We start from the raw sequence: 23,379 nt of genomic DNA, 5'->3' as shown, positions 1-23,379 counted from the left end.
ATCCTGCGGCACCGGGGCGCCGGCGGACCGCCCGATCCGCGGCCTGTGGACGGATCCGGCACTTGTGGACAACTCCCGGTCCGGGGCCGGCGACGGCCGACCGGTGCCGGTGCTCCGGTGCACTCTCCGGACCATGACGACCCACCGTGCCCCGACACCGTTCGCCGCCCTGCTGGACCTGCTGCTGCCCCGGACCTGCGGGGGGTGCGGCGCCGGGCCGCCGGGCAGTGGCGGCTGGTGCCCGGCCTGCGCCGACGACACCGCGGGCCCGATCGCGGTCCGGGTCCCGGGCGCGGGGCGGGTCGTGGCGGCCGCGCGCTACCGGGGGCCGTTGCGCCGGGCCGTGCTGGCCTACAAGGAGCGCGGGTGTCGTGACCTGGCGCCGGAACTGGCGGCGCTGCTCGTCCCCGCGGTCGCCGCGGTCCTGCCCGGTGGGCCGGGAGCGGTGGGCCCGGCCCGGGCCGACCCGGGCCGGGTCTGGTTGGTGCCGGCCCCGTCCCGGCCGTCGGCGGCGCGGGCGCGCGGGGGAGACCACGTCCTTCGGCTGTGCCGGGCGCTGGCCCCCCGGCTGACCGCCGCGGGGCTCCCGGCATGGGTGCTCCCGGTCCTCGCGCTGGACCGGCGGGCGCGGGACTCGGTCGGGCTCGACGCCGCGGCCCGCGCGGAGAACCTCGCCTCCGCGCTGCGCCCGGCGGGCGGTCCTCGTCGTGGTCCGGGCCCGGACGAGCCGGTGCTGCTGGTCGACGACGTCGTCACCACCGGAGCGACGCTGCGTGCGTGCCACCCGGTACTGGCGCGGATCGGGGTGCCGGCGGCCGGGTCGGTGCTGCTGGCCGATGCGACGACCCCGGTCCGCTCGCGGTGAACCGCACGAACCAGTGACTGCCGTCATGTGATGGTCGTCACATATGACTGTTTGCCGCAGCGTGTCCCGAACGGCTTCCGGAAATGACCACTGTGGACTCCACGTGTGTGTCCTCCCGGTGAGCGGGAGGAAGTGACGGGCGTGTGTCACTCGGCTGCCACGAGATCGTCGCGGAGTGCGGTGATCGCGAGTCGTACGTCCCCCGAGCGGGTCGGCGAACGACCTGTCGGGCAGACGGCTTTACCGATAACGTCCGGTGAACTCGCAGCCGCTACCACATCAGGAGGAGCGACCGATAGCCCACCCCCCCCGGGGCCGTCGTCGAGTCCCGGGTCAGCACGACTGAAGCGAGGGATGTCCGAGTGGAGATCGTCGTCACCGGCCGGAACGTCGAGGTTCCCGACCACTTCCGTGGTCTGGTCGAGGAGAAGCTCAGCCGCCTGGAACGTCACGACCACAAGATCGTCGGGATGGAGGTGGTGCTCTTCCACGAGCCGAACCGCCGTCAGCAGAAGTCCTGCCAGCGAGTGGAGATCACCGGCCGCGGCGGCTGCGGAGCCGTCGCCCGTGCCGAGGCGTCGGGGCCCGACTTCTACGCCGCCCTGGACCTGGCCGCGGGCAAGCTCGCCGAGCGTCTGCGCCGTTCCCACGACCGTCGTAAGCCCAGCCGTCGCGACCGCGTGCAGGCGTCCCGAGCCGCCGCGACCGCGTCCGCCGTCGCGCTCATGGAGCAGGCCCCGCCGATCTCCGACACCATCCCGGCCCCCCGTGCGCACGACGAGACCCTTCCGGACGCCGAGATCGCCCGGCTCGAGGAGCAGTGGGACGCCGAGTACCGGCCCGGGCGGATCGTGCGGGAGAAGACCCACGGCGCCGCGCCCATGACGGTGGACGAGGCGCTGTCCCGGATGGAGCTCGTCGGTCACGACTTCTACCTGTTCTCCTGCAGCGAGAGCGGCCGTCCGTCCGTCGTCTACCGGCGGCACGGCTACGACTACGGCGTGATCCGGCTCGGCGGCTGACCGTCCGGCGCGGGTGCACGGCCGCCCACGGCGGTGCACCCGCGCCCGGCGGCTCCCGCGGTGGCCGGACCGGCGCGTCACGGGCGGGTGGAGCGTGCGGTGGCCGCAGCGGCGCGGGGCCGGACGTGGCGGGCACGTACGATGGCGCCAGGGCGGTGTGACCTCCTCCGGCGAGTGACGCCCGTCCCGTGTCCTGACCGCGACGTGAATGAGGTCGGCAGTGCCCTTCCTGAGTCGACTCCTCCGGGCCGGCGAGACCAAGCTGGTGAAGCGGCTCGGCAAGATCGCCGCGCACATCGACGGTCTGGAGCCCGAGTTCGAGGGCCTCACCGACGCACAGCTGCGCGCGAAGACCGACGAGTTCCGCCGCCGCCACGGCGACGGCGAGAGCCTCGACTCCCTGCTGCCCGAGGCCTTCGCCACGGTGCGGGAGGCCGCCCAGCGCACGCTCGGGCAGCGCCCCTTCACCGTGCAGCTGATGGGTGCCGGAGCGCTGCACATGGGCAACGTCTCCGAGATGGGCACCGGTGAGGGCAAGACCCTCACCTCGACCCTGGCCGTCTACCTGAACGCGATCCCCGGCGACGGCGTCCACGTCATCACGACGAACGACTACCTGGCCAAGCGCGACTCGGAGACGATGGGCCGGATCCACCGCTGGCTGGGCCTCACCGTCGGCGTGATCCTGGCCGAGATGACGCCCGTGGAGCGCCGCGAGCAGTACGCGCGCGACGTCACCTACGGCACGAACAACGAGTTCGGCTTCGACTACCTGCGCGACAACATGGCGTGGAACGCCGCCGACATGGTGCAGCGCGGGCACAACTTCGCCATCGTCGACGAGGCGGACTCGATCCTCATCGACGAGGCCCGTACGCCGCTGATCATCTCCGGCCCGGCCGAGCAGAGCGCCCGGTGGTACCAGGAGTTCGCGCGCCTGGCACCGATGCTGTCCCGCGACATCCACTACGAGGTCGACGAGCGCAAGCGCACCGTCGGCATCACGGAGGAGGGTGTCGCGCTCATCGAGGACCAGCTCGGCATCGACAACCTCTACGAGTCCGCGAACACCCCGCTGGTCGGCTACCTGAACAACGCGGTCAAGGCCAAGGAGCTGTTCAAGAAGGACAAGGACTACATCGTCAACAGCGGTGAGGTCCTGATCGTCGACGAGTTCACCGGCCGCGTGCTGTCCGGCCGTCGCTACAACGAGGGCATGCACCAGGCGATCGAGGCGAAGGAAAGCGTCGAGATCAAGCCGGAGAACCAGACCCTCGCGACGATCACCCTGCAGAACTTCTTCCGTCTCTACGACAAGCTCGCCGGCATGACCGGTACGGCCCAGACCGAGGCCGCCGAGCTGCACGAGATCTACAAGATGTCGGTCGTCACGATCCCGCCGAACAAGCCGCGGGTCCGGGCCGACCAGGCCGACCTCATCTACAAGACCGAGGCCGCGAAGTTCGAGGCCGTCGCCGACGACATCGCCGAGAAGCACCACGCGGGGCAGCCCGTGCTGATCGGTACGACGAGCGTCGAGAAGTCCGAGTACCTGGCGAAGCTGCTGCTCCGGCGCAGCGTCCCGCACGAGGTCCTGAACGCGAAGAACCACGCCCGTGAGGCTGCGATCATCGCGCAGGCCGGGCACGCCGGCGCCGTCACCGTCGCCACGAACATGGCCGGTCGCGGTACCGACATCATGCTCGGCGGGAACCCCGAGTTCCTCGCCGACCTGGAGCTGCGCAGCCAGGGGCTGGACCCGGTCGAGACCCGTGAGCAGTACGAGGCCGCGTGGGACGCCGTCCTCGACCGGATGCGCAAGCAGGTCGGCGCCGAAGCGGAGGAGGTCCGCAACGCGGGCGGCCTCTACGTGCTCGGCACCGAACGGCACGAGTCCCGCCGGATCGACAACCAGCTTCGTGGCCGGTCCGGCCGGCAGGGCGACCCCGGTGAGTCCCGGTTCTACCTCTCGCTCGGCGACGAGCTCATGCGCCGCTTCAACGGCCAGGTCGTCGAATCGATCATGAACCGGTTCAACCTTCCGGACGACGTGCCGATCGAGGCCAAGATGGTCACGCGCGCCATCCGCAGCGCGCAGACCCAGGTCGAGCAGCAGAACTTCGAGATCCGGAAGAACGTCCTCAAGTACGACGAGGTCCTCAACCAGCAGCGCAAGGTCATCTACGACGAGCGCCGCCGGGTGCTCGACGGCGAGGACGTGCAGCGCCAGACCCGGAACATGCTCGAGGACGTCGTCCACGGCTACATCACCGGCGCGACGGCCGAGGGCTACTCCGAGGACTGGGACTTCGAGAAGCTCTGGACCGCGCTGCGCGGCCTCTACCCGATCTCGATCGACTGGCGCACCCTCGCCGACGAGGTCGACGAGATCTCGGCCGAGGAGCTGGAGAAGTCCGTCCTCGACGACGCCGAGCGGGCCTACGCCCGGCGCGAGGCGGAGATCGACGCGCTGATCGGCCCGCAGGGCGGCATGCGTGAGCTCGAGCGCCAGGTGCTGATGCAGGTCATCGACCGCAAGTGGCGCGAGCACCTCTACGAGATGGACTACCTCAAGGAGGGCATCGGGTTGCGGGCCATGGCCCAGCGCGACCCGGTGATCGAGTACCAGCGCGAGGGGTTCGACATGTTCTCCGCGATGCTCGAGGGCATCAAGGAGGAGACGATCGGCCACCTGTTCAACGTCGTCGTCCAGGTGCAGCAGCCGGCCGCCCCGGTGCAGGAGGAGGAGCCGGTCACCACCGAGATCCCGGTGATCCGCCTGGCGCCGGCCGAGGACCCGAGCGAGAGCACGGTGGTCCTGCCGAACCTCTTCCGCACCACCCCGCCGCAGAACCTGCAGTACAGCGGCCCGGAGGAGGGCGGTGGCGTCAGCCGCCGCGGCGAGGACGGCGCTCCCGCCGCGGCGGGTACCGGCCGGACCGGTCGCTACGCGGCGCGCCCGGCCCAGGGGCCGCCCCCCGGCGGCGTGCCGAACGGTGCCGCGTCGCAGGGCGACGGCGGGTCGAACCGGGCCGAGCGCCGGCGCGCGGAGAAGGCGAACCGCCGGCGCCGCTGACCGGCACCGCCGTGCCGGTGGCCGTCAGAGCAGCCGGACGGCGGTGACCCGCCAGTGCGGGCCACCGGGCCTCCGGTCGAGACGCAGCACGAGCGCACGGGTCCGCCCGGTGACGGGCAGCGTGGTGCAGACCTCGGCGGCGTCCGGGTGCGGTTGTGCGACGTGCACCCGGCCCGCCCACCGGCCGGCGGGCCGCGGCGTCCCGCACCCCGGAGCGCCGGCCCGCCCGCCGCAGCCGACGGTGGACCGCGCCGGCCGTGCGGCGGTGCCCGTGCGGGCGGCGGTGAGGTAGCGGAGCACCTGCGGTGTGACGACCGGCCCCAGCTGCGCCGGGGCGCGGCGGCCGGTCAGGACCTCGGCGACGAGCCGGGTCAGCTCGGCGGCGCGGACCCGGGTCGCCGGGGCGTCCGGTGGGACGACGTCGGGCGGCTCCACCTCCGGTGCCGGCGGCCCCGGGAGCGGTGCCGGACGGCCCGACCTCATCCGGAACCCGCCCGGGAGCACGACGACGAGTCCCGGTGGCAGGTCGGCGGGGACGTCGTCGAGGGTCCGGGCCACGAGAACCGTGTCGCCGGCGGACGGTGGCACGTCCCCGACGTGAGCACCGGCGGCACTGGCGGGACCGGCGGCACCCGCGGCACCGGGGGCGCCGGGGGCGCCGGCCGCGGCGACGACAGGAGCGCGAGGAGCGGGGAGCCGGGCGGTGGCGGGGCCGGAAAGGACGGCCCCGGCGACGGGAGGTGCGGGCGCGGCGCCGGGAGACGTGGTCACCCGTCCAGCCTGCGGAGCCGGCCGCCGCCGAGGACCGGTCCGGCCGGGATCCGTTCCCGCACCGTCCGTTCCCGCACCGTGCGAGTCCGCACCGTGCGGGTCCGCACCGTGCGGGTCCGCACCGTGCGGGTCGGCACCGTTCGCGCCCGCACCGGGCGCCCCCGCGATCCGCCCCGGCGCCGGGCCGCGCCCCCGTACCCTCCCGCGATGCCCGACCGCCCGACGCACCCGTCGCCGTCGCCCCTGCTCTGCCCGCCCCGCCTCGTCCCCGCGGGCCACGGACCAGCCGGCGGCGGACCCGCCGCCGGCCTGCACGGCACGAGCACGGCCGATCTCCTCGTCCGTACCGGCGCCGCGGTGCTCGGTGCGCGCCGGGCCCGCGCGGCCGCGCACGGGCTGCCGCTCACCGCCGTCACCGTGCTCGACGTGCTGTCCCGCACCGGCGGAGGCCTCGTCCAGCGCGAGCTCGCCGCCCGGGCGCGGATCGGGCCGACCACCCTCGTACCGGTCCTGGACGCGCTCGCGGACGCGGGGCTCGCGGAGCGGGTCGTCGATCCCGTCGACCGGCGCGTGCGCCGGGTACGGATCACCGACGCCGGCCGGGAGCGTCTGCGCGCCGCCCGGCCGGCGGTGCGCGGGCCGCGCCTGCCGGAGCCTCCCGCGGAACACGCGGAGGCGATCAGGGGGTATCTAGTCGCGGTGGTCGTGGCCCTGGAGCAGGATCACCGGGAGACGTCGTCGTAGGGGGACACCATGGGACAGGCCACGGTCGAGGTCGTCGACCTGGTGAAGCGCTACCCGAAGGCCGACCGCAACGCCGTCGACGGGCTGTCGTTCGAGGTCGGCGAGGGCGAGGTGTTCGGCCTGCTGGGCCCGAACGGTGCAGGGAAGACGACGACGGTCGGCGTCCTGACGACGCGGGTGGTGCCGACGTCCGGGATCGCCCGGGTCGCCGGGCTCGACGTGCGGACCGACGCGGTCGCGGTGTGCGCGAAGCTCGCCGTCGTGCCGCAGCGGCAGAACCTGGACCGCTCGCTCGGCGTCCGCGACAACCTCGTCTTCCACGCCGCGTACCACGGGGTCGGCCGCGCCGAGCGGAACCGGCGGGCCGACGAGCTGCTGGAGCGGATGGGCCTGGCGGACAAGGCGAAGGCGATCGCCGACGACCTCTCCGGCGGCCAGGCGCAACGCGTGATGATCGCGCGAGGGCTCATGCACCGGGCTCGACCCGCAGGCCCGGCTGTTCGTGCACGACCAGATCCGCGGGCTGTCCGACGAGGGCGTGACCGTCGTCCTCACCACGCACGACATGGACGAGGCGCACAAGCTCTCGGACCGGATCGGCATCGTCGACCACGGGGCGCTGCTGGCGCTCGACACCCCGGAGGCGCTCGTCCGCGAGCTGCCGGGCAGCGCGACCGTCGGGGTCGTCGCCGAACCCGGGCCCGGCGGCCCGGAGCCGCTGCGCGACGCGCTGGCCGGGCTCGACGGCGTCGCCCGGATCGAGTCGGTGCCCGGGACGGGCGGTGAGGGCACCGTGACGTTCCGGCTGTCGGTGACCTGCGAGCCGGCGACCCTGCTCGCCCCGGTCGTCGACCTGCTCGGGCGGCACGGCGCCGGGGTGCGGGACGTGTCGCTGGGCGAGGCGACCCTGGAGGACGTCTTCATCGACCTGACCGGGAGGGACCTGCGATGAGCGGGCGTGCGTTCCTGGCGGTGCTCCGCCGCGACGTCTACGTCACCGGACGGGAGCTGCCCTCGTTCCTGGCCCAGGTGCTGGTGCAGCCGTTCTTCTTCCTGCTGGTGTTCGTCGTCGTCCTGGGCCGCGGCGGGTTCGTCGCCGAGGGCTACGGCGAGATCATGCTGCCCGGCCTCATCGCGCTGAACGCGATGTTCGGCGCGCTGCAGAGCGTCACGCTGCCGCTGGTGTTCGAGCTGTCCTGGACCCGCGAGATCGACGACCGGTTGCTGGCACCGATGCCGGTGTGGGCGGTCGCCGTCGAGAAGATCGTGTTCGCCGGGCTGCGCGGGCTGCTGGCGAGCCTGCTGATGGTGCCGATCGGCCTCGCCATGATCGACGTCGGCTGGCCGGCGGAGGGGCTGCTGCCGGCCCTGCTGATGGTCGTCCTCGGTGCGCTGCTGGGCGCCGCCATGGGGCTGACGATCGGCACGGCCGTCCCGCCCCGGCGGATCAACATCCTGTTCGCGGTGATCTTCACGCCGCTGCTGTTCACCGGCTCCGTGCAGTACCCGTGGCTGACGCTGGAGGACCTGCGCTGGTTCCAGGTGCTGTCGGCGCTGAACCCGCTCACGTACGTGAGCGAGGGGCTCCGCGCGTCGCTGGTCCCCGGGATCCCGCACATCCCCCTGTGGGTCTGCGTGCTGGTCCCGGTGCTCGCCATCGTGCTGTTCACCCTGCTGGGAATCCGCGGTTTCCTCCGGCGCGCGCTGGACTAGCGTCCGAGGGGGCGCTGGGTACAGTCGCGGGGGTGGCGGAAGCACGCACCCTGCGCGGCCTGATCGTCGACTACGGCGGCGTCCTCGACGAGCCCGGTGGCGGCGCGCTGCTGCTCGACTACGCCCGCCGCGCCGCCGGCGCCGGGGTCCGGACGGCACTGTTCTCCGGTGCGCACGCGGTGCCCGACGAGTGCGCCGAGGCGTTCGGCACCGTGCTGCTCGGCGCGGTCCGCGGTGCCCGCAAACCCAGCCCGGACGCGTTCGCGGCGGCGGCCGCGGAGCTGGGGCTGGAGGCCGCCGACTGCGTCGTCGTCGACGATCTCGGGGCCTGCGTGCGCGGCGCCGCCGCGGCCGGGGCGGTCGGCGTCCGGCACGTCGAACCCGGTGCGACGCTCGCCGAGCTGGAGATCCTGCTGGGGGTCCCGGCCGGCCCGTGACCCGGTCCGGACGTGCGGAGGCGCCGCCCGCGATGCGGACGGCGCCTCGGAGTCGCGGTGCCGGCGGATGCCGGACCGGTCGTGCCGCGTGCCGGTGCTACCGGCACGCGCTCACTGCTGCGGCGGGGGCGGCGGAGCCTGGCCCGGCTGCTGCCCGGGCGGGGGCGGCGGGGCCTGGCCGTCCGGGCCGGGCTGACCGGGCTGCTGGGTGCTGTCCCCGGTCCCGGTCCGCTCGCGCGCGAACTTCGTCGCGGTGTCGATGTGCTGCTCGTTGCCGGCGAACTTCTTCTTCGCCGCGTCGCCGGCCTTGTTCAGCGCCTGATCGACCTTGTCGTCGTGCTTGCCGAGCAGTTCCTTGGCCTTGTCCAGGAAACCCATGCGGACATGGTGGCCTCGTCACCGGCCCCGCGCACCCGGTGCGTGTAGTCCGTCCGGGTGAAGGGGACGGGTGGTCGCCGGGCGGAGCCGGGCGTGCTCCGGGCGCAGGTCGTCGATCCGGGTGACGCCGAGCAGCTGCATCGTGCGCTCCACCTCCGCCCGCAGGATCTCGATCGACCGCCGCACACCGGCCTCGCCACCGGCCATCAGGCCGTACAGGTAGGCACGACCCACGAGCGCGACCCGCGCGCCGAGCGCGACGGCCGCGACGACGTCGCCGCCGTGCAGGATCCCGGTGTCGACGAGCACCTCGGCGTCGTCGCCCAGTTCCTGCACGACCGGCTCGATCAGCTCCGCGGGCACCGGCGCCCGGTCGAGCTGGCGGCCGCCGTGGTTGGAGAGCAGGACGGCGTCGGCACCGGCCGCGACCACCCGGCGCGCGTCGGCGACCGACTGGACGCCCTTGATCACCAGCTTGCCCGGCCAGGTCTCGCGGAGCCAGGCGACGTCGTCCATCGTCAGTGCCGGGTCGAACACCTTGTTGATGACCTCGAACGGGCTGCCGCCCGCGGTGAGGCTCTCGAACGTCAGCGGCTCGGTGGTGATCAGGTCGAACCACCAGCGCGGGTGCCGGGCGCCGTCGACGAAGGTCCGCAGCGAGAGCGCGGGCGGGATGGACAGGCCGTGGCGGGCGTCGCGCCGCCGGTTGCCGCCGACCGGCGTGTCGACGGTGAGCAGCAGGGTGTCGTAGCCGGCGGCCCGGGCCCTGGAGACCAGGTCGTGCGCGACCGAGCGGTCCTTCCAGAGGTAGAGCTGGAACCAGTGCCGTCCGCCGCGGCCGGCCTCGGCGGCGCCCTCGATCGTCGTCGAACCCATGGTGGACAGCGCGTACGGGATCCCGGCCGCCGCCGACGCGGCGGCCACGGCCCGCTCGCCCTCGGTGTGCATCATCCGGGTGAAGCCGGTCGGGGCCAGCGCGAACGGCAGCGCGGACCGGCCGCCGAGCACGTCGCGGCCGGTGTCGACCCGGGAGACGTCGCGCAGCACCGTGGGGGTGAACTCGACCGACGACCACACCTCGCGCGCCCGCCGCAGGCTCACCTCGTCCTCGGCGGCGCCGTCGGTGTAGTCGAACACCGCACGCGGGGCCCGCTTCCGGGCGAGGGCGCGCAGGTCGCCGATGCTCGTGGCGCGGGCCAGCCGCGCGGCCGTCCGGTCCAGCGTGACCGGGGCCGGGCGCAGCAGCGGCGCGAGCTCGGACGGGCGGGGCATGCGACGTCGCACCATGACCCGACCCTAGGCAGCCGGCGGCGTCCGGGGGAGGGGTCAGTCCCGGCGGCGCAGCAGCTCGTAGGCCGCGACCGCGCCGGCGGAGGCGACGTTGAGCGACTCCACCCCGCCGTACATCGGGAGCGACAGGATCCCGTCGAGCCGCTCCCGGACGTCCTCGGTCAGGCCGTCGGTCTCGTTGCCGAGCACCAGCGCCACCCGGTGCGGCAGCTCGGCGTCGAGCAGCGAGCCGGAGCCGGTGTCGAGGCCGAACACCGAGAACCCGGCGTCGCGCATCAGGTCGACGCCCTCGGCGGCGGTGCTGCAGCGCAGCACCGGGGCGGCGAACGCGACCCCGGCCGACGCCTTGATCACGAGCGGGTCGATGGCGGGCACGCCGCGGCGGGGCAGCAGCACGCCGTCGAGCCCGGCGGCGGTGGCGCTGCGCAGGATCATCCCGACGTTCGACGGGTTGGTGACGGCGTCGAGCACCAGCACCGACGCCGGTCGGCGGCTCCCCAGGTCGGAGAGGAACACCGGCAGCGGCGCCATCCGCGGGGCGACGACGTCGGCGAGCACCCCCTGGTCGTGCCGGCCGTTGCCGGCGAGGACCTTCACCCGCTGCGCCGACGCCCGCTGGACCGGCACCCCCCGACCGCGGGCGGCGGCGGTGATCTCGCGTTCCCCGGCACCCCGCACCGAGTCGGCGAGGACGACCTTGTCGACCTCGAGATCCGGGTCGGACAGCGCCTCCAGGACCGGCTTGCGGCCGTACACGGTGATGAATCGGTCCTTCGGGGACACGGTGCGGTCGGTCACGGCGGCCACGATCCCACGCGCACGTAGGATCGCGGCCATGCCGTCCCGGCTCTCCGCGCTCGACGCCTCTTTCCTCTACCTGGAGGAGGCGACCACACCCATGCACGTCGGCGGTGTCGCCGTCTTCGACCGGCCGCGCGACGGCTTCGACTACGACCGGCTCGTCGAGCTCATCGAGCAGCGGCTCGCCCTCGTGCCCCGGTTCCGGCAGAAGGTCCGGCACGTGCCCGGGAACCTCGCCCGCCCGGTGTGGGTCGACGATCCCGAGTTCGACATTGCCTACCACGTGCGGCGCTCGGCGCTGCCCCGTCCGGGCAGCGAGGAGCAGCTGACCGACCTGGTCGGGCGGCTGATGTCCCGCCCGCTCGACCACGGGCGCCCGCTCTGGGAGATGTACCTGATCGAGGGGCTCGCGCCTGCCTCGGACGGGCGTCGCGGCGGTGAGGACCGGGTCGCGATCGTCACCAAGACCCACCAGGCGATGGTCGACGGCATCTCCGCCATCGACATCGGCCAGGTCATCCTCGACGTGTCCGCCGAGCCCCGTGACACCCCGGACGAGCTGTGGATGCCGCGTCCGGAACCGAGCGACGGCCAGCTCGTGCTCGACGCGATCGGCGAGGCCGTGACCCGGCCGACCGAGCTGGTCGAGAACGTCCGCGTCGCCACCGGCGACGCCCTCGCGACCGTCGGCAAGGTGACGGGTGCGGCCGGGAAGGTGCTGGCGATGGCGCGGACCGCGGGCAGGCGTGCCCCCGGGCTCCCGCTCAACGCTGAGATCTCCACGCAGCGCCGGTTCGCGCTGGCCCGCACCGGCCTGGAGGACTACCGCAAGGTGCGCGCCGCCTACGGGTGCGACGTCAACGACGTCGTGCTCGCGGTGATCGCCGGTGCGCTGCGCACCTGGCTCATGTCGCGCGGCGAGCCGGTCGGCGGGTCGTCGACGGTGCGGGCGCTGGTGCCGCTGTCGGTCCGCGGCGAGGGCGACGTGCCCAGCTCGGCGACCGGCAGCTCGCTCGGCAACCGGGTGGCGTCGTTCCTGGTGGACCTGCCGGTCGGCGAGCCGAGCCCGCTGGTGCGGCTGCACCAGGTGACCCACCAGATGCGCGAGCACACCGACACCGGCGACGCCGTCGGTGCCGACACCCTGGTCCGGATCGGCGGGTTCGCCCCGCCGACGCTGCACGCCGTGGGCGCCCGCGCGGCCAGCGGCATGTCCCGGCACTTCTTCAACCTGATGGTGACCAACGTGCCGGGCCCGCAGTTCCCGCTCTACGCCGCGGGTGCCCGGATGCGGGAGATGTTCCCGGTGGTGCCGCTGGCGAAGGGGCAGGCGGTCTCCATCGGGCTGACCAGCTACGACGGCGGCGTCTACTACGGACTGAACGGCGACCGGGACGCCATGCCCGACATCGAGGTGCTCGCCGGGATGGTGAACGAGTCGCTCGACGAGCTGCTCGAGACCCTCCGGCAGTAGCGCCGCGAGCTTCGAGAAAGGACCCCCGACGTGCGGATCTACCTCCCCGCGACGTGGCCCATGCTGGCCCGCACGGTGAAGACCGGCAGCTTCGAACCGCTCGGCGGGACCGCGTTCGCGCTGACCCCGAAGCTGCGCGAGTCGTACACGACCGGCGACGACGAGGAGCTCGAGTACGCCGCGCTGAACGAGGCCGCGCGCGCCTCGCTGCGGCTGCTCGCCGTCGAGTTCGGACTCGGCGAGGACGGGACCCCGTCCCGCCGGGTGGTCGTCGCGGCCGACACCGACGACGTCACGCTGCGCCCCGATCTCGACGACGGCGCGGTCCGGGTGACCGGCCCCGTGCCCGTCGCGAAGCTCGCGGCGGTCCACGTGGACCTTCCGGAGGCCGAGCACGCCGTGCGGGAGGCCGCCGCGGCGGTCGACAAGGCGGACCTGGGGGACCTCGACGCCGAGTTCCTGGTCGGTGAGGCCGAGGACCACGAGCTGGCCTGGTACGACCCGTCCGAGCTGCCGTTCCTGGTCGAGCTGGGCTGAGCGCCCTCAGGACGCCGACGACAGGCCGGCGCGGGGCCGGGCGGAGGAGCGCACGACCAGCTCGGGGGAGAAGACGAGGTTGCTCCGCCCCGCGGCGTCGTCCAGCAGGAGGCGCGCGGCCTCGGTCCCGAGCCGCCGTGCGGGCTGGGCCACGGTGGTGAGCGCGACGCTCGCCGTCTCGGCGAACGAGATGTCGTCGTAGCCGACCACCGCCAGCTCGTCGGGGACGGCGACGCCGCGCCGCATGCAGGCGTTGAGCACACCGATCGCGAGCAGGTCGTTCGCGCAGAACACCGCCGTCGGCCGGGCCGGCTCGGGGACCGCGAGGATCTCGTCGAGGACCGCGGCGCCGGAACGGATCGACAGGTCGGCGCTGTCGATCACCCGGATACGCCCGCGGGAGCCGGACCGCAGCCCGTGCAGCCGGTCGGAGACCTGGCGCAGCGACACCGGCCCACCGGCGAACGCGATCCGCTCGTGGCCGCCGGCGTCGAGCAGCTCGCCGACGAGCTCGCCGCCCCGGACGTCGTCGACGGCGACCGAGGCGAACCCGGGACCGGCCGGCACCCGGTCGACGAAGACGACCGGCGGGGGCGACCGCCGCGCCGCGAGCTGCTGCGCGCTCGCGACCTCGTGCACCGGGGACAGCAGGATGCCGAGCACCTGCTGCTGCAGCAGCCGGTCGAGGTGCCGGGCCTCCCGGGCCGGATCCCCGGCGCTGTTGCAGACGACCACCTGGGCGTCGTGCTGCTCGGCGATCTCCTCGGCACCCTCGACGATCTCGCCGAAGAACGGGTTGGTCACGTCCAGCACGACGACGGCGACGGTCCGGCTCATCCCCGCCCGCAGCTGGCGGGCCGGTTCGCTGCGCACGAACCCGAGCTCGGCGATGGCCCGCTCGACACGGGCCCGGCGCTCCGGGCCGACCCGTTCCGGCCGGTTCAGCACGTTGCTCACCGTGCCGAGGGAGACCCCGGCAAGGCGTGCGACGTCCTTGATGCTGGCCACGGGCACCACGGTAGCCGCCGGTCGCGCGTGTCAGCCGACGGCCGGTGAGCCCGGCTTCGGGGTGCCGGGGGCGATCTCCGGAGAGACGACCTCGCCGTAGCGCTCGATCTCGATCTGCTCGAGGCTCTTGCCACGGGTGTCCGGGGCGAACACCGCACCGACGACGAGCGCGACGACCAGGAAGGCGATCACCAGCAGCCCGACCGGGGCGACGCCGTGGGTGGCGAGCAGCGTCGGGAACCAGTAGCTCAGCACGCCGATCGCGAACCGGACGGCGAAGAACAGCACGCCCTGGGCGCTGGCCCGGTACGGCGTCGCGAACAGCTCGCTGGTCCACAGCGCGTAGAACGCCTGCGCGCCGATGCCCGCCGAGACGCCCCAGCTGACCGCGAAGAGCAGCAGCAGCGGCAGGTTCGCCTCCGCGAAGACCAGGATGACCCCGGCGAAGATGCCCAGCGCCGCACCGATGACGTAGAGGGTGCGGCGGTTCACACGGTCGCCGTAGCGCATGAAGCCGAACCAGGTGGCGGCCACCGTGCAGCCCCACAGCAGCGCCTGCAGCAGGTTCTGCTCGACCTCGCTGGTCACGCCGGAGGTCTCGTAGACCCGCGGCATGAAGATCCCCATCTGGCCGGCGACGAGGTTCCAGAAGCCGTAGATGCCGAACAGCACCAGCAGCGCGGTGACGTTGGCCCGCCCGGAGAACAGTGCCCGCAGCCCGCCGCGGCGCACGGCTGCGCCGGCCTGCTGGTTGTGCTTCCACATCCGCGACTCGGAGAGCCCGCGCCGGATCCACCAGACCACGAACGCCACGACGAACAGGTGGGCGAACACCAGCCGGGCGCCGAACAGGCCGAGCGGGGCGGTCAGCACGACGGCGAGCAGGAACCCGACGACCGGGCCCGCGGACCAGGCGAGCTGCGCGGCCCCGACGTGCTTGGCCCGCTCCCCGGGCGGCGCCTCCTCGGCGATGTAGGTCCACGACGCCGGGACGCCGGCCCCGACGGCGATGCCGGTGATCAGGAACGCCGCGAGCAGCATCGGGAAGTTCACCGCGAACGCGGCCAGCAGCACGCCGACCATGAACACGACGAGGTCGTAGGTGTAGATGAACTTGCGGCCGTAGCGGTCGCACAGCGGGCCGCCGATCGCCGCGCCGATCGCGGCACCGAAGGCGTTCGCGCTGAACGCGGCGAGCAGCCCGACGGCGAAGTCGTCGATGCCGAACGCGTCCTGCCACAGCGACAGGCTCGTCGCGATGGCGATGATCGATCCGGCCTCGATGTAGTTGGACATGGCGACGGATGCCGTCGCCTTCCAGCCGGTGGTGTGAGTGCTTCCGATTCGCATCGTCGCAGCCCTCTCAGGGGTCGGAAGTGCCGTGGTCGGTCAGGCGAGGTGGAAGTACTCGGTGAGCCGGTCGAGCCCCTGATCGGGGCGGGTGCCGTCGCCGGCGGCGAAGAACCGCGACATGGTGGCCTGCCAGCGCTCGTTGACCGGCTCGCCGTCCATGCCGGCCAAGGATGCGGCGAAGTCGTCGCAGGTGACGGTCCCGACGACGAGCGCGGCCTCCGGCTTCACGAACAGCGAGTAGTCCCGCCAGCCGTGCCTGCGCAGCGCGTCGAGCATCTCCGGCCACACCTCGCGGTGGGCCTCGAGGTACTCGTCGACCAGCTCGGGCCGCAGGTGCATCAGGAAGCAGACACGCTCTCCCACCGGCATCCCCCTCGACGTGTGGAGTCGATGATGAACCGTTTCAACATCTGGCGACGGAGTGTGGCACGGCGCACCGCTGCCGGACAAGCCCTCTCTCGCCTCGTCCGTCGGGGCTCGATAGTGTCGAGGGTTGACCGGCCGTCGGTGACGTCCGTACCGTCCGGCTCGGTAATTGATTCGTTTCAACGGCTGCGGCCGTGCCGATGCACCCCGGGGTGATCACCGATGACGCCGTCCGAGACGGTCCTGTCCGCGCTGGCCGAGCAGAGCATCGAGCTGCCCAGCTGGGCGTTCGGGAACTCCGGCACCCGCTTCAAGGTGTTCGGGCAGCCGGGCACCGCGCGGACCCCGTACGAGAAGGTGTCCGACGCGGCGACCGTGCACCGGTGGACCGGGCTGGCGCCGCGGGTGTCGCTGCACGTGCCGTGGGACCGCGTCGACGACTGGGCCGCGCTCTCCGCGCACGCCGCCGACGAGGGCGTGCGCCTCGGCGCCGTCAACTCCAACCTCTTCCAGGACGACGACTACCGGCTCGGCTCGCTGACCCACCCGGACCCGCTGGTGCGCAAGAAGGCGATCGCGCACCACGCCGAGTGCGTCGACGTCATGCGGGCGACCGGATCGACCGACCTGAAGCTGTGGCTGCCCGACGGCACCAACTACGCCGGCCAGGACGACATCCGCGCCCGCCAGGACCGGCTCGCCGAGTCGCTGTCGGAGATCTACGCGCTGCTCGACCCGCACATGCGGCTGCTGCTGGAGTACAAGTTCTTCGAGCCGTACTTCTACACCACCGACGTCCCGGACTGGGGCACGTCGCTGCTGCACTGCCTCGCACTGGGCGACCGGGCGCAGGTCGTGCTCGACACCGGGCACCACGCACCGAACACCAACATCGAGTTCATCGTCGTCCAGCTGCTGCGGGCCGGGCGGCTCGGTGCGTTCGACTTCAACTCCCGCAACTACGCCGACGACGATCTCATCGTCGGCGCTGCCGACCCGTTCCAGCTGTTCCGGATCATGAACGAGATCGTCGGCAACGACGCCCTGACCGGGCAGGGCGTGAACTTCATGCTCGACCAGTGCCACAACATCGAGCCGAAGATCCAGGGCCAGATCCGCTCGGTGCTCAACGTGCAGGAGGCGACGGCGAAGGCGCTGCTCGTCGACCGCGCCGCCCTGCGGGCGGCACAGACCGCCGGTGACGTCCTGGGCGCCCACCAGATCCTGGTCGACGCGCACTCGGCCGACGTCCGCCCGCTGCTCGCGGAGTTCCGCGAGTCCCGCGGCCTGCCCGCCGACCCGTTCGCGGGCTACCGCGCGTCCGGCCACGACCAGCATCTCGCCGCGACCCGCGTCGGTGGCGAGTAGGCGTCCTGGGGCGCCTGATGACCACGCACGAGGAGACCATGAGCCCGCACCCCGTCGTCGCTGACCTGATCGCCCGCTCGAACCGGCTGGGCGCCGACCCGGCCACCACCAACTACGCCGGCGGCAACACCTCCGCCAAGGGCACCGCCACCGATCCGGTCACCGGCGGCGACGTCGAGCTCGTCTGGGTCAAGGGCTCCGGCGGCGACCTCGGCACGCTCACCGCGTCCGGGCTCGCCGCGCTCCGCCTCGACCGGCTGCGGTCGCTGGTCGGCACCTACCCGGGCGTCGAGCGCGAGGACGAGATGGTCGCCGCGTTCGACTACTGCCTGCACGGGCGCGGCGGTGCCGCCCCGTCGATCGACACCGCGATGCACGGCCTCGTCACGGCCCCGCACGTCGACCACCTGCACCCGGACGCGGGTATCGCGATCGCCTGTGCCGCCGACGGCGAGGCCCTGACGAAGGAGATCTTCGGGGACCGGGTGCAGTGGGTGCCGTGGCGGCGCCCCGGATTCCAGCTCGGCCTGGACATCGCCGCGGTCGCCGAGGCGAACCCACAGGCCATCGGGGTGGTCCTCGGCGGGCACGGGATCACCGCCTGGGGCGACGACGCCGACGCCTGCGAGGCGCACTCGCTGGAGATCATCCGGACGGCGCAGGCGTACCTGGACACCCGCGGCGCCGCCGAGCCGTTCGGCCCGGTCCGCCCCGGCTACGAGGCACTGGCGGATGCCGAGCGGCGGGCGAAGGCCGCGGCGCTGGCCCCGGTCGTGCGCGGGCTCGCCTCGACCGACCGGGCGCAGGTCGGCCACTTCACCGACTCCCCGGTCGTCCTCGACTTCCTGTCCCGGGAGAAGCTCGGCGCGCTGGCCGAGCTGGGTACCTCCTGCCCGGACCACTTCCTGCGCACCAAGGTGAAGCCCCTGGTGGTGGACCTCCCGGCGGACGCGGGCGTCGAGGAGACCGTCGCGCGGCTCCGGGAGCTGCACGAGACCTACCGGGAGGGTTACCGCGCCTACTACGACCGGCACGCCGACGCCGGCTCGCCCGCGATCCGCGGTGCGGACCCGGCCGTCGTGCTCGTCCCCGGGGTGGGGATGTTCTCCTTCGGCGCGACCAAGCAGACCGCACGGGTGGCGGGCGAGTTCTACGTCAACGCGATCAACGTGATGCGCGGCGCCGAGGCCGTCTCCCGCTACGCCCCGATCGACGAGGCGGAGAAGTTCCGCATCGAGTACTGGGCGCTGGAGGAGGCGAAGCTGCAGCGGATGCCTGCCCCGAAGCCGCTCGCCGCGCGGGTCGCGCTGGTGACCGGCGCGGCGTCCGGGATCGGGAAGGCCGTCGCGCAGCGGCTGGCCGCCGAGGGCGCCTGCGTCGTGGTCGCCGACCTGGACGCGCAGCAGGCGGCCGACACGGCCGCCGCGCTGGGCGGCACCGACGTCGCGATCGGGGTCGCGGCCGACGTGTCGAGCGCGGACGGGGTGGTCGCCGCGTTCGCCGCGGGCGCGCTCGCGTTCGGCGGGATCGACCTCGTCGTCAACAACGCCGGGCTGTCGATCTCCAAGCCGCTGCTGGAGACCACCGAGCACGACTGGGACCTGCAGCACGACGTGATGGCGAAGGGCTCGTTCCTGGTGTCCCGCGAGGCGGCCCGGACGATGATCGCGCAGGGGACCGGTGGTGACATCGTCTACATCTCCTCGAAGAACGCCGTGTTCGCCGGACCGGACAACGTCGCCTACGGCGCCACCAAGGCCGACCAGGCCCACCAGGTGCGGCTGCTCGCCGCCGAGCTGGGCGGGCACGGGATCCGGGTCAACGGCATCAACCCGGACGGCGTCGTCCGCGGCTCCGGGATCTTCGCCGGGGGCTGGGGCGCGCAGCGGGCCGCGGTCTACGGCGTCGAGGAGTCCGAGCTCGGCGAGTTCTACGCCCAGCGCACCATCCTCAAGCGCGAGGTGCTCCCGGAGCACGTGGCGGCGGCGGTGTTCGCACTGACCGGCGGCGACCTCACCCGGACCACCGGCCTGCACGTGCCGGTCGACTCCGGCGTCGCGGCGGCGTTCCTGCGATGAGCGCGGGGACGTTCGCCGCGGTCGACCTGGGCGCCTCCAGCGGCCGGGTCATGACCGCCCGGATCGGCCAGGGCGTCCTCGAGCTCGCCGAGGCGCACCGGTTCGCGAACCGGCCGGTGCGGGTCCGCGGCACCCTGCACTGGGACGTGCTCGACCTCCACCGCGGTGTGCTCGACGGGCTCCGCGCCGCCGCCCGCGCCGCGGGCCGCCTCGACGGCGTCGGCGTCGACAGCTGGGCGGTCGACGTCGGACTGCTCGACGCCGACGGCGACCTGCTCGGCAACCCCGTCCACTACCGTGACCCGGTCCACGAGCGCGGCGTGCCGGTGGTGCACGGGCTCGTCCCTCCGGACGAGCTCTACGCCGTCAACGGGCTCCAGCACCTCCCGTTCAACACCGTGTTCCAGCTCGCCGCCCGGCAGGGGAGCGCCGCGCTCGCCGCCGCCCGCCGGATGCTGCTGGTGCCCGATCTCGTGGGGTACTGGCTCACCGGCGCCGTCGGCGCGGAGGTCACCAACGCCTCCACCACCGGGCTGCTCGACGCCCGCACCCGGCGGTGGGCGACCGGGACGGTGTCGCGGCTCGGGCTCGATCCCACGCTGCTCCCGCCGCTGTGCGAGCCCGGCGACCGGATCGGGGAGCTGCTGCCGGAGGTGCTGGACGCGACCGGGCTCACCGGCCCGGTGCCGTTGACCGCGGTCGGCTCGCACGACACCGCGTCGGCGGTGCTCGGCGTCCCGGCGGCGGGGGACTCCTTCGCCTACGTCTCGTGCGGCACCTGGTCGCTGGTGGGCGTCGAGCTGGCGAAGCCGGTGCTCACCGAGGACGCCCGCACGGCAGGTTTCACCAACGAGCTCGGTGTCGACGGCACGGTCCGGTTCCTGCGCAACGTGATGGGGCTCTGGCTGTTGCAGGAGTCGTTGCGCACCTGGGCCGACACCGACGGCGCCGAGCCGGACCTCGCCGCGCTGCTCGCGGGGGCGGCCCGGCTGCCCGCGTTCGGGTCCGTCGTGGACGCCGGAGACCCGCGCTTCCTCGCCCCCGGCGACATGCCGGCGCGGATCGCCGAGGCCTGCGCCGAGCGCGGCGAGCCGCCACCCGACGGCCGGGCCGGGATCGTGCGCTGCATCCTCGACAGCCTCGCGCTGGCCTACCGGCGCGCCGTCGACCGGGCCTGCACGCTGTCCGGGAATCCCGCCGAGGTGGTGCACCTCGTCGGCGGCGGCGCGCGCAACACGCTGCTGTGCGACCTGGCGGCCGACGCCTGCGACCGGCCGGTCGTCGCCGGGCCGGTGGAGGCCGCGGCGCTGGGCAACGCCCTGGTCCAGGCCCGGGCGGCCGGGATCCTCGACGGCGGCCCGCCCGAGCTGCGACGGCTGGTCCGCGACACCCAGGAGGTGCGGACCCACCGGCCCGACCCGGTGCGGGCCCGCGCCGCGGCCCGCGCGCTGGAACGTCTCGGGGCCTGAGACCCCGGCCCGCCGGCTCAGCCGTCGGTGAAGCGTGGCGCGCGACCCTCCAGCCGGGCGACGACCGCCTCCCGCTGGTCCGGGCTGCCGATCAGCGCGCCGATCTCGTCCTGCTCGGCGGCGAGGCCGTCGGCGATCGGGGACCGGCCGTCGTCGTCGAGCAGGCGTTTCGCGGCGCGTACGGCCTGCGGGCTCAGGGCGGCGATCTTCCGCGCCGTCTCCCACGCCGCGGCCCGCGGGTCGGTGGCGGTGCGGGTGGCCAGCCCGAGCGCGACGGCGTCGGTGCCCGACACCGGCCGCCCGGTGAAGGTGAGGTCCTTCGCGACGTCCCGCCCGACCAGCCCGGGCAGCAGCCGGGTGCCGCACATGTCCGGCACCAGGCCCCAGCGGATCTCCAGCACCGACAGCGTCGCGTCCGGGGCGACGATCCGGATGTCGGCGCCCAGCGCGACCTGCAGGCCGCCGCCGAGGGCGTTGCCCTGCACCGCGGCGATCACCGGGACGGGCAGCTCCGCGAACCCCCACACCGCGCGCTGACCGGTGGCCCGCGCGGGTGAGCCCGCGGCGGGCGGGGGAAGCTCGGCCGTCGCGGAGAGGCGTTCGCCGGACCCCATCGCGCGGAACATGTCGCGGTCGAGACCGGCGCAGAAGTCCGGCCCGTCGGCGGAGAGGACCACCGCGCGGAGTCCCGGCGTCGTGCGGAGACCGTGCGTGGCGTGCACGATCGCGGAGAACATGGCGACGTCGAGTGCGTTGCGCTTGTCCGGCCGGGACAGCCGTACCTCGGCGACGCCGCCGTCCACGGTGGTCCGTACGCGCTCGTCCATGGGCCGACCGTAACCCGCGAGGAGGCAATGTCGGATGTTCGTCGCACCGGAGCTGCACGAGGTGACCCGTGGGCTGGCGTTCCCGGAGGGCCCGGTGGCGCTGTCGGACGGGTCGGTGCTCGTCGTCGAGATCGCCGCGGGCCGGGTGACCCGGGTGCTGCCGGACGGCACGCACGCGCTCGTCGCGGAGACCGGCGGCGGCCCGAACGGCGCGGCGATCGGCCCCGACGGCGCCGTGTACGTCTGCGACAACGGCGGTTTCGCCTGGCACACCCGCCCCGACGGCACCGTCTATCCGGGGAACCAGGCCGAGGACTACCGGGGCGGCGCGATCCTGCGCATCGACCCGGACAGCGGCGCGACGACCGTGCTGTACGACGGGCTCCGCGGCCCGAACGACATCGTCTTCGCCGCGGACGGGACGTTCTGGTTCACCGATCTCGGCAAGCGGCGCCCGCGCGAGATGGACCTCGGCGGGCTGCACCACGCGACCACGGACGGGTCCGCGCACACCGAGGTGGTGCACCCGCTGATCACGCCGAACGGTGTCGGGCTCTCCCCGGACGGCTCCCGGCTCTACGTCGCCGAGACCGCGACCGGCCGGGTCTGGTGCTGGGCCGTGACGGGCCCGGGGACGCTGGCGGCGCCCGACGAGCTGCCCGGCCCGCCGGGGCCCGGCGGTGCGCGGCTGCTGCACGGGTTCGCCGGGTACCGCAACCTCGACTCGCTGGCCGTCGACGGCGACGGGAACGTCTGCGTCGCGACCCTGGTCAGCGGGGAGATCAGCGTGCTCTCCCCGGCGGGCGAGCTGCTGGGTACGGTCGCCCCGCCCGAGCACGACCCGCACGTCACGAACATCTGCTTCGCCGGTGCGGGGTCCCGGGACGCGTGGGTCACCTCGTCCGGGTGGGGCAGGCTCTACCGCTGCACCTGGCCGGTGGACGGCCTCGACCTCGCGTTCCGGCGGTGAGCGCTCAGCCCGGCACCGGCGGCTCGATCGACACCGGCGCGCCCCAGTCCCGGTAGCGGATCAGCAGGTCGAGCGTCCCGGCCCCGGGCAGCTGCTGGCGGAGCCTGCTGCGCAGCGGTCTGCGGTCGGCGTCCAGCCACACCTCGGTGCTGATCCGCGTCACCCCGGCCCGGTGCTGCGCGGCGAGCGCCTCCCGGCTCGCCGGGTCGTGCTCGCTCGCGATCGCCCGCACCAGGTCGACGACGAGCGTGTAGTGCACCGCCGGGGTGCCGTCGACATCGGAGTCGCTCGCGTCGGCGACCAGCACGGCGTCCGGGTAGCGGGCCACCGCGGCGAGCGGATCCACACCGGACGCGACGTTCGCGGCGGTCGTCGCGTCGGCGGTCACCCCCGGCGGCATCGCCGCGCGGCCGGCCTCGGCCCAGCCGGTGCCGGTCGGGTGCAGCCACGTGCGGTCCCCGACCCGGACGAGCTCGGTCGTGCGCCCGCCGTCGCCCTCCGGCCCGGTGCGCAGCACCAGCCGCACCGACGGCCCGGCGCCCGCCGGGTCGAGCCGCATCACGCCGTCGCCGCTGACCGGGACCGGGCCGGAGCCGCCGTCGAGCGTCCCGGCGACCGACAGCCCGGCGGTACCGTCGGACCGGGTCCGGGCGCGGACGTCCGCGAGCATCGGGGCCGGGTCGTAGTACTTCGGCAGCTCGGCGGCCGTCGGCGACGGTTCCGGGGTGGACCCGGACGAGCCGGGCCAGGCGCAGCCGGAGAGCACCGCGGCGAGCACGGCGATGCCGGCCACGAGTGCCGCGCGGCGCCGTCCCGGCACGTCCGCCTCCGT

The 23,379-nt window shown here is 74.0% G+C and carries 21 protein-coding genes and 1 pseudogene; 13 read left to right on the top strand and 9 right to left on the bottom strand.

The window, feature by feature from the left end; translation table 11 throughout:
- Window positions 1-133: 133 nt before the first annotated feature.
- From Ae150APs1_RS11120 to secA, 3 genes are all read left to right on the top strand, one after another.
- Window positions 134-865 (top strand): ComF family protein, encoded by a 732-nt coding sequence (locus Ae150APs1_RS11120; protein WP_075301985.1) that lies wholly within the window; start codon window positions 134-136, stop codon window positions 863-865.
- Window positions 866-1,227: 362 nt separating this feature from the next.
- Window positions 1,228-1,887 (top strand): ribosome-associated translation inhibitor RaiA, encoded by a 660-nt coding sequence (gene raiA / locus Ae150APs1_RS11115; protein WP_010239734.1) that lies wholly within the window; start codon window positions 1,228-1,230, stop codon window positions 1,885-1,887.
- Window positions 1,888-2,107: 220 nt separating this feature from the next.
- Entirely contained in the window at window positions 2,108-4,963 is a 2,856-nt protein-coding gene (gene secA / locus Ae150APs1_RS11110) for a preprotein translocase subunit SecA (protein ID WP_249266298.1), read from the top strand.
- 24 nt (window positions 4,964-4,987) lie between these two features.
- Here the strand turns inward: secA and Ae150APs1_RS11105 are convergent, their stop codons facing one another.
- On the bottom strand, window positions 4,988-5,734 hold the full coding sequence (locus tag Ae150APs1_RS11105) for an Rv3235 family protein (RefSeq protein WP_139316872.1): 747 nt from the start codon (window positions 5,732-5,734) through the stop codon (window positions 4,988-4,990).
- 207 nt (window positions 5,735-5,941) lie between these two features.
- Between Ae150APs1_RS11105 and Ae150APs1_RS11100 the strand changes: the two genes are divergently transcribed.
- From Ae150APs1_RS11100 to Ae150APs1_RS11085, 4 genes and pseudogenes are all read left to right on the top strand, one after another.
- Entirely contained in the window at window positions 5,942-6,478 is a 537-nt protein-coding gene (locus Ae150APs1_RS11100) for a MarR family winged helix-turn-helix transcriptional regulator (protein ID WP_139316871.1), read from the top strand.
- A gap of 9 nt (window positions 6,479-6,487) precedes the next feature.
- A pseudogene (locus Ae150APs1_RS11095) lies at window positions 6,488-7,430 on the top strand (ABC transporter ATP-binding protein).
- Window positions 7,427-8,191 carry an ABC transporter permease gene (locus Ae150APs1_RS11090; protein WP_010232954.1) on the top strand — a complete coding sequence of 255 codons (765 nt, stop codon included), beginning with the start codon at window positions 7,427-7,429 and terminating at the stop codon, window positions 8,189-8,191. The pseudogene Ae150APs1_RS11095 and the gene Ae150APs1_RS11090 overlap by 4 nt, the downstream one beginning before the upstream one ends.
- A 32-nt stretch (window positions 8,192-8,223) precedes the next feature.
- Window positions 8,224-8,628: an HAD-IA family hydrolase gene (locus Ae150APs1_RS11085; protein WP_060574926.1), complete on the top strand. Its 405-nt coding sequence runs from the start codon at window positions 8,224-8,226 to the stop codon at window positions 8,626-8,628.
- 111 nt (window positions 8,629-8,739) lie between these two features.
- On the opposite strand, the gene Ae150APs1_RS11080 is transcribed toward Ae150APs1_RS11085, so the two are convergent.
- Genes Ae150APs1_RS11080 through Ae150APs1_RS11070 form a run of 3 tightly spaced genes read right to left on the bottom strand, consistent with a single transcriptional unit; the run spans window position 8,740 to window position 11,133 of the window.
- Window positions 8,740-9,006, bottom strand: coding sequence for an antitoxin (locus tag Ae150APs1_RS11080; RefSeq protein ID WP_010241553.1), 267 nt, complete (start codon window positions 9,004-9,006; stop codon window positions 8,740-8,742).
- 18 nt (window positions 9,007-9,024) lie between these two features.
- On the bottom strand, window positions 9,025-10,293 hold the full coding sequence (locus Ae150APs1_RS11075) for an alpha-hydroxy acid oxidase (protein ID WP_083680064.1): 1,269 nt from the start codon (window positions 10,291-10,293) through the stop codon (window positions 9,025-9,027).
- Between the two features lie 39 nt (window positions 10,294-10,332).
- Complete coding sequence (locus Ae150APs1_RS11070; RefSeq protein ID WP_075297369.1) at window positions 10,333-11,133, bottom strand: RNA methyltransferase; 801 nt, start codon at window positions 11,131-11,133, stop codon at window positions 10,333-10,335.
- Between Ae150APs1_RS11070 and Ae150APs1_RS11065 the strand changes: the two genes are divergently transcribed.
- Together Ae150APs1_RS11065 and Ae150APs1_RS11060 are read left to right on the top strand one after the other, a co-directional pair.
- Window positions 11,132-12,571 carry a wax ester/triacylglycerol synthase family O-acyltransferase gene (locus Ae150APs1_RS11065; protein WP_010241547.1) on the top strand — a complete coding sequence of 480 codons (1,440 nt, stop codon included), beginning with the start codon at window positions 11,132-11,134 and terminating at the stop codon, window positions 12,569-12,571. The two genes, Ae150APs1_RS11070 and Ae150APs1_RS11065, sit on opposite strands and share 2 nt — an antisense overlap.
- A 30-nt stretch (window positions 12,572-12,601) precedes the next feature.
- Entirely contained in the window at window positions 12,602-13,108 is a 507-nt protein-coding gene (locus Ae150APs1_RS11060) for a hypothetical protein (protein WP_010241545.1), read from the top strand.
- Between the two features lie 6 nt (window positions 13,109-13,114).
- Here the strand turns inward: Ae150APs1_RS11060 and Ae150APs1_RS11055 are convergent, their stop codons facing one another.
- From Ae150APs1_RS11055 to Ae150APs1_RS11045, 3 genes are all read right to left on the bottom strand, one after another.
- Complete coding sequence (locus tag Ae150APs1_RS11055) at window positions 13,115-14,116, bottom strand: LacI family DNA-binding transcriptional regulator (protein ID WP_075297367.1); 1,002 nt, start codon at window positions 14,114-14,116, stop codon at window positions 13,115-13,117.
- Window positions 14,117-14,146: 30 nt separating this feature from the next.
- Window positions 14,147-15,412, bottom strand: a complete 1,266-nt coding sequence (locus Ae150APs1_RS11050; protein WP_249266297.1) for an MFS transporter — start codon at window positions 15,410-15,412, stop codon at window positions 14,147-14,149.
- 93 nt (window positions 15,413-15,505) lie between these two features.
- On the bottom strand, window positions 15,506-15,838 hold the full coding sequence (locus tag Ae150APs1_RS11045) for an L-rhamnose mutarotase (RefSeq protein ID WP_010241539.1): 333 nt from the start codon (window positions 15,836-15,838) through the stop codon (window positions 15,506-15,508).
- Between the two features lie 219 nt (window positions 15,839-16,057).
- On the opposite strand from Ae150APs1_RS11045, the gene rhaI reads away from it, so the two are divergent.
- Genes rhaI through Ae150APs1_RS11030 form a run of 3 tightly spaced genes read left to right on the top strand, consistent with a single transcriptional unit; the run spans window position 16,058 to window position 20,750 of the window.
- A complete protein-coding gene (gene rhaI, locus Ae150APs1_RS11040) occupies window positions 16,058-17,203 on the top strand; it encodes an L-rhamnose isomerase (RefSeq protein WP_075297363.1) in 1,146 nt (381 codons plus the stop codon).
- A gap of 38 nt (window positions 17,204-17,241) precedes the next feature.
- Window positions 17,242-19,281, top strand: coding sequence for a bifunctional rhamnulose-1-phosphate aldolase/short-chain dehydrogenase (locus tag Ae150APs1_RS11035; RefSeq protein WP_029239976.1), 2,040 nt, complete (start codon window positions 17,242-17,244; stop codon window positions 19,279-19,281).
- Entirely contained in the window at window positions 19,278-20,750 is a 1,473-nt protein-coding gene (locus tag Ae150APs1_RS11030; RefSeq protein ID WP_075297361.1) for a rhamnulokinase family protein, read from the top strand. Before Ae150APs1_RS11035 ends, Ae150APs1_RS11030 begins: the two co-directional genes overlap by 4 nt.
- Window positions 20,751-20,767: 17 nt before the next feature.
- Here Ae150APs1_RS11030 and Ae150APs1_RS11025 read toward each other — a convergent pair whose 3' ends face one another.
- Complete coding sequence (locus Ae150APs1_RS11025; RefSeq protein WP_075297359.1) at window positions 20,768-21,577, bottom strand: crotonase/enoyl-CoA hydratase family protein; 810 nt, start codon at window positions 21,575-21,577, stop codon at window positions 20,768-20,770.
- Between the two features lie 34 nt (window positions 21,578-21,611).
- Here Ae150APs1_RS11025 and Ae150APs1_RS11020 point away from each other — a divergent pair, with 34 nt between their 5' ends.
- The gene (locus tag Ae150APs1_RS11020; protein WP_060574932.1) at window positions 21,612-22,547 is read left to right on the top strand and encodes an SMP-30/gluconolactonase/LRE family protein; all 936 of its coding nucleotides are present in this window, start codon (window positions 21,612-21,614) and stop codon (window positions 22,545-22,547) included.
- A 4-nt stretch (window positions 22,548-22,551) separates the two neighbouring features.
- Here the strand turns inward: Ae150APs1_RS11020 and Ae150APs1_RS11015 are convergent, their stop codons facing one another.
- Window positions 22,552-23,367: a hypothetical protein gene (locus Ae150APs1_RS11015; protein WP_075297357.1), complete on the bottom strand. Its 816-nt coding sequence runs from the start codon at window positions 23,365-23,367 to the stop codon at window positions 22,552-22,554.
- Window positions 23,368-23,379 lie beyond the last annotated feature (12 nt).

Origin of the sequence: Pseudonocardia sp. Ae150A_Ps1 (genome assembly GCF_001932315.1) — a bacterium.
In the GTDB taxonomy this organism is placed as follows: Bacteria; Actinomycetota; Actinomycetes; order Mycobacteriales; family Pseudonocardiaceae; genus Pseudonocardia.
This window is presented reverse-complemented; position numbering and strand designations above follow the sequence as displayed.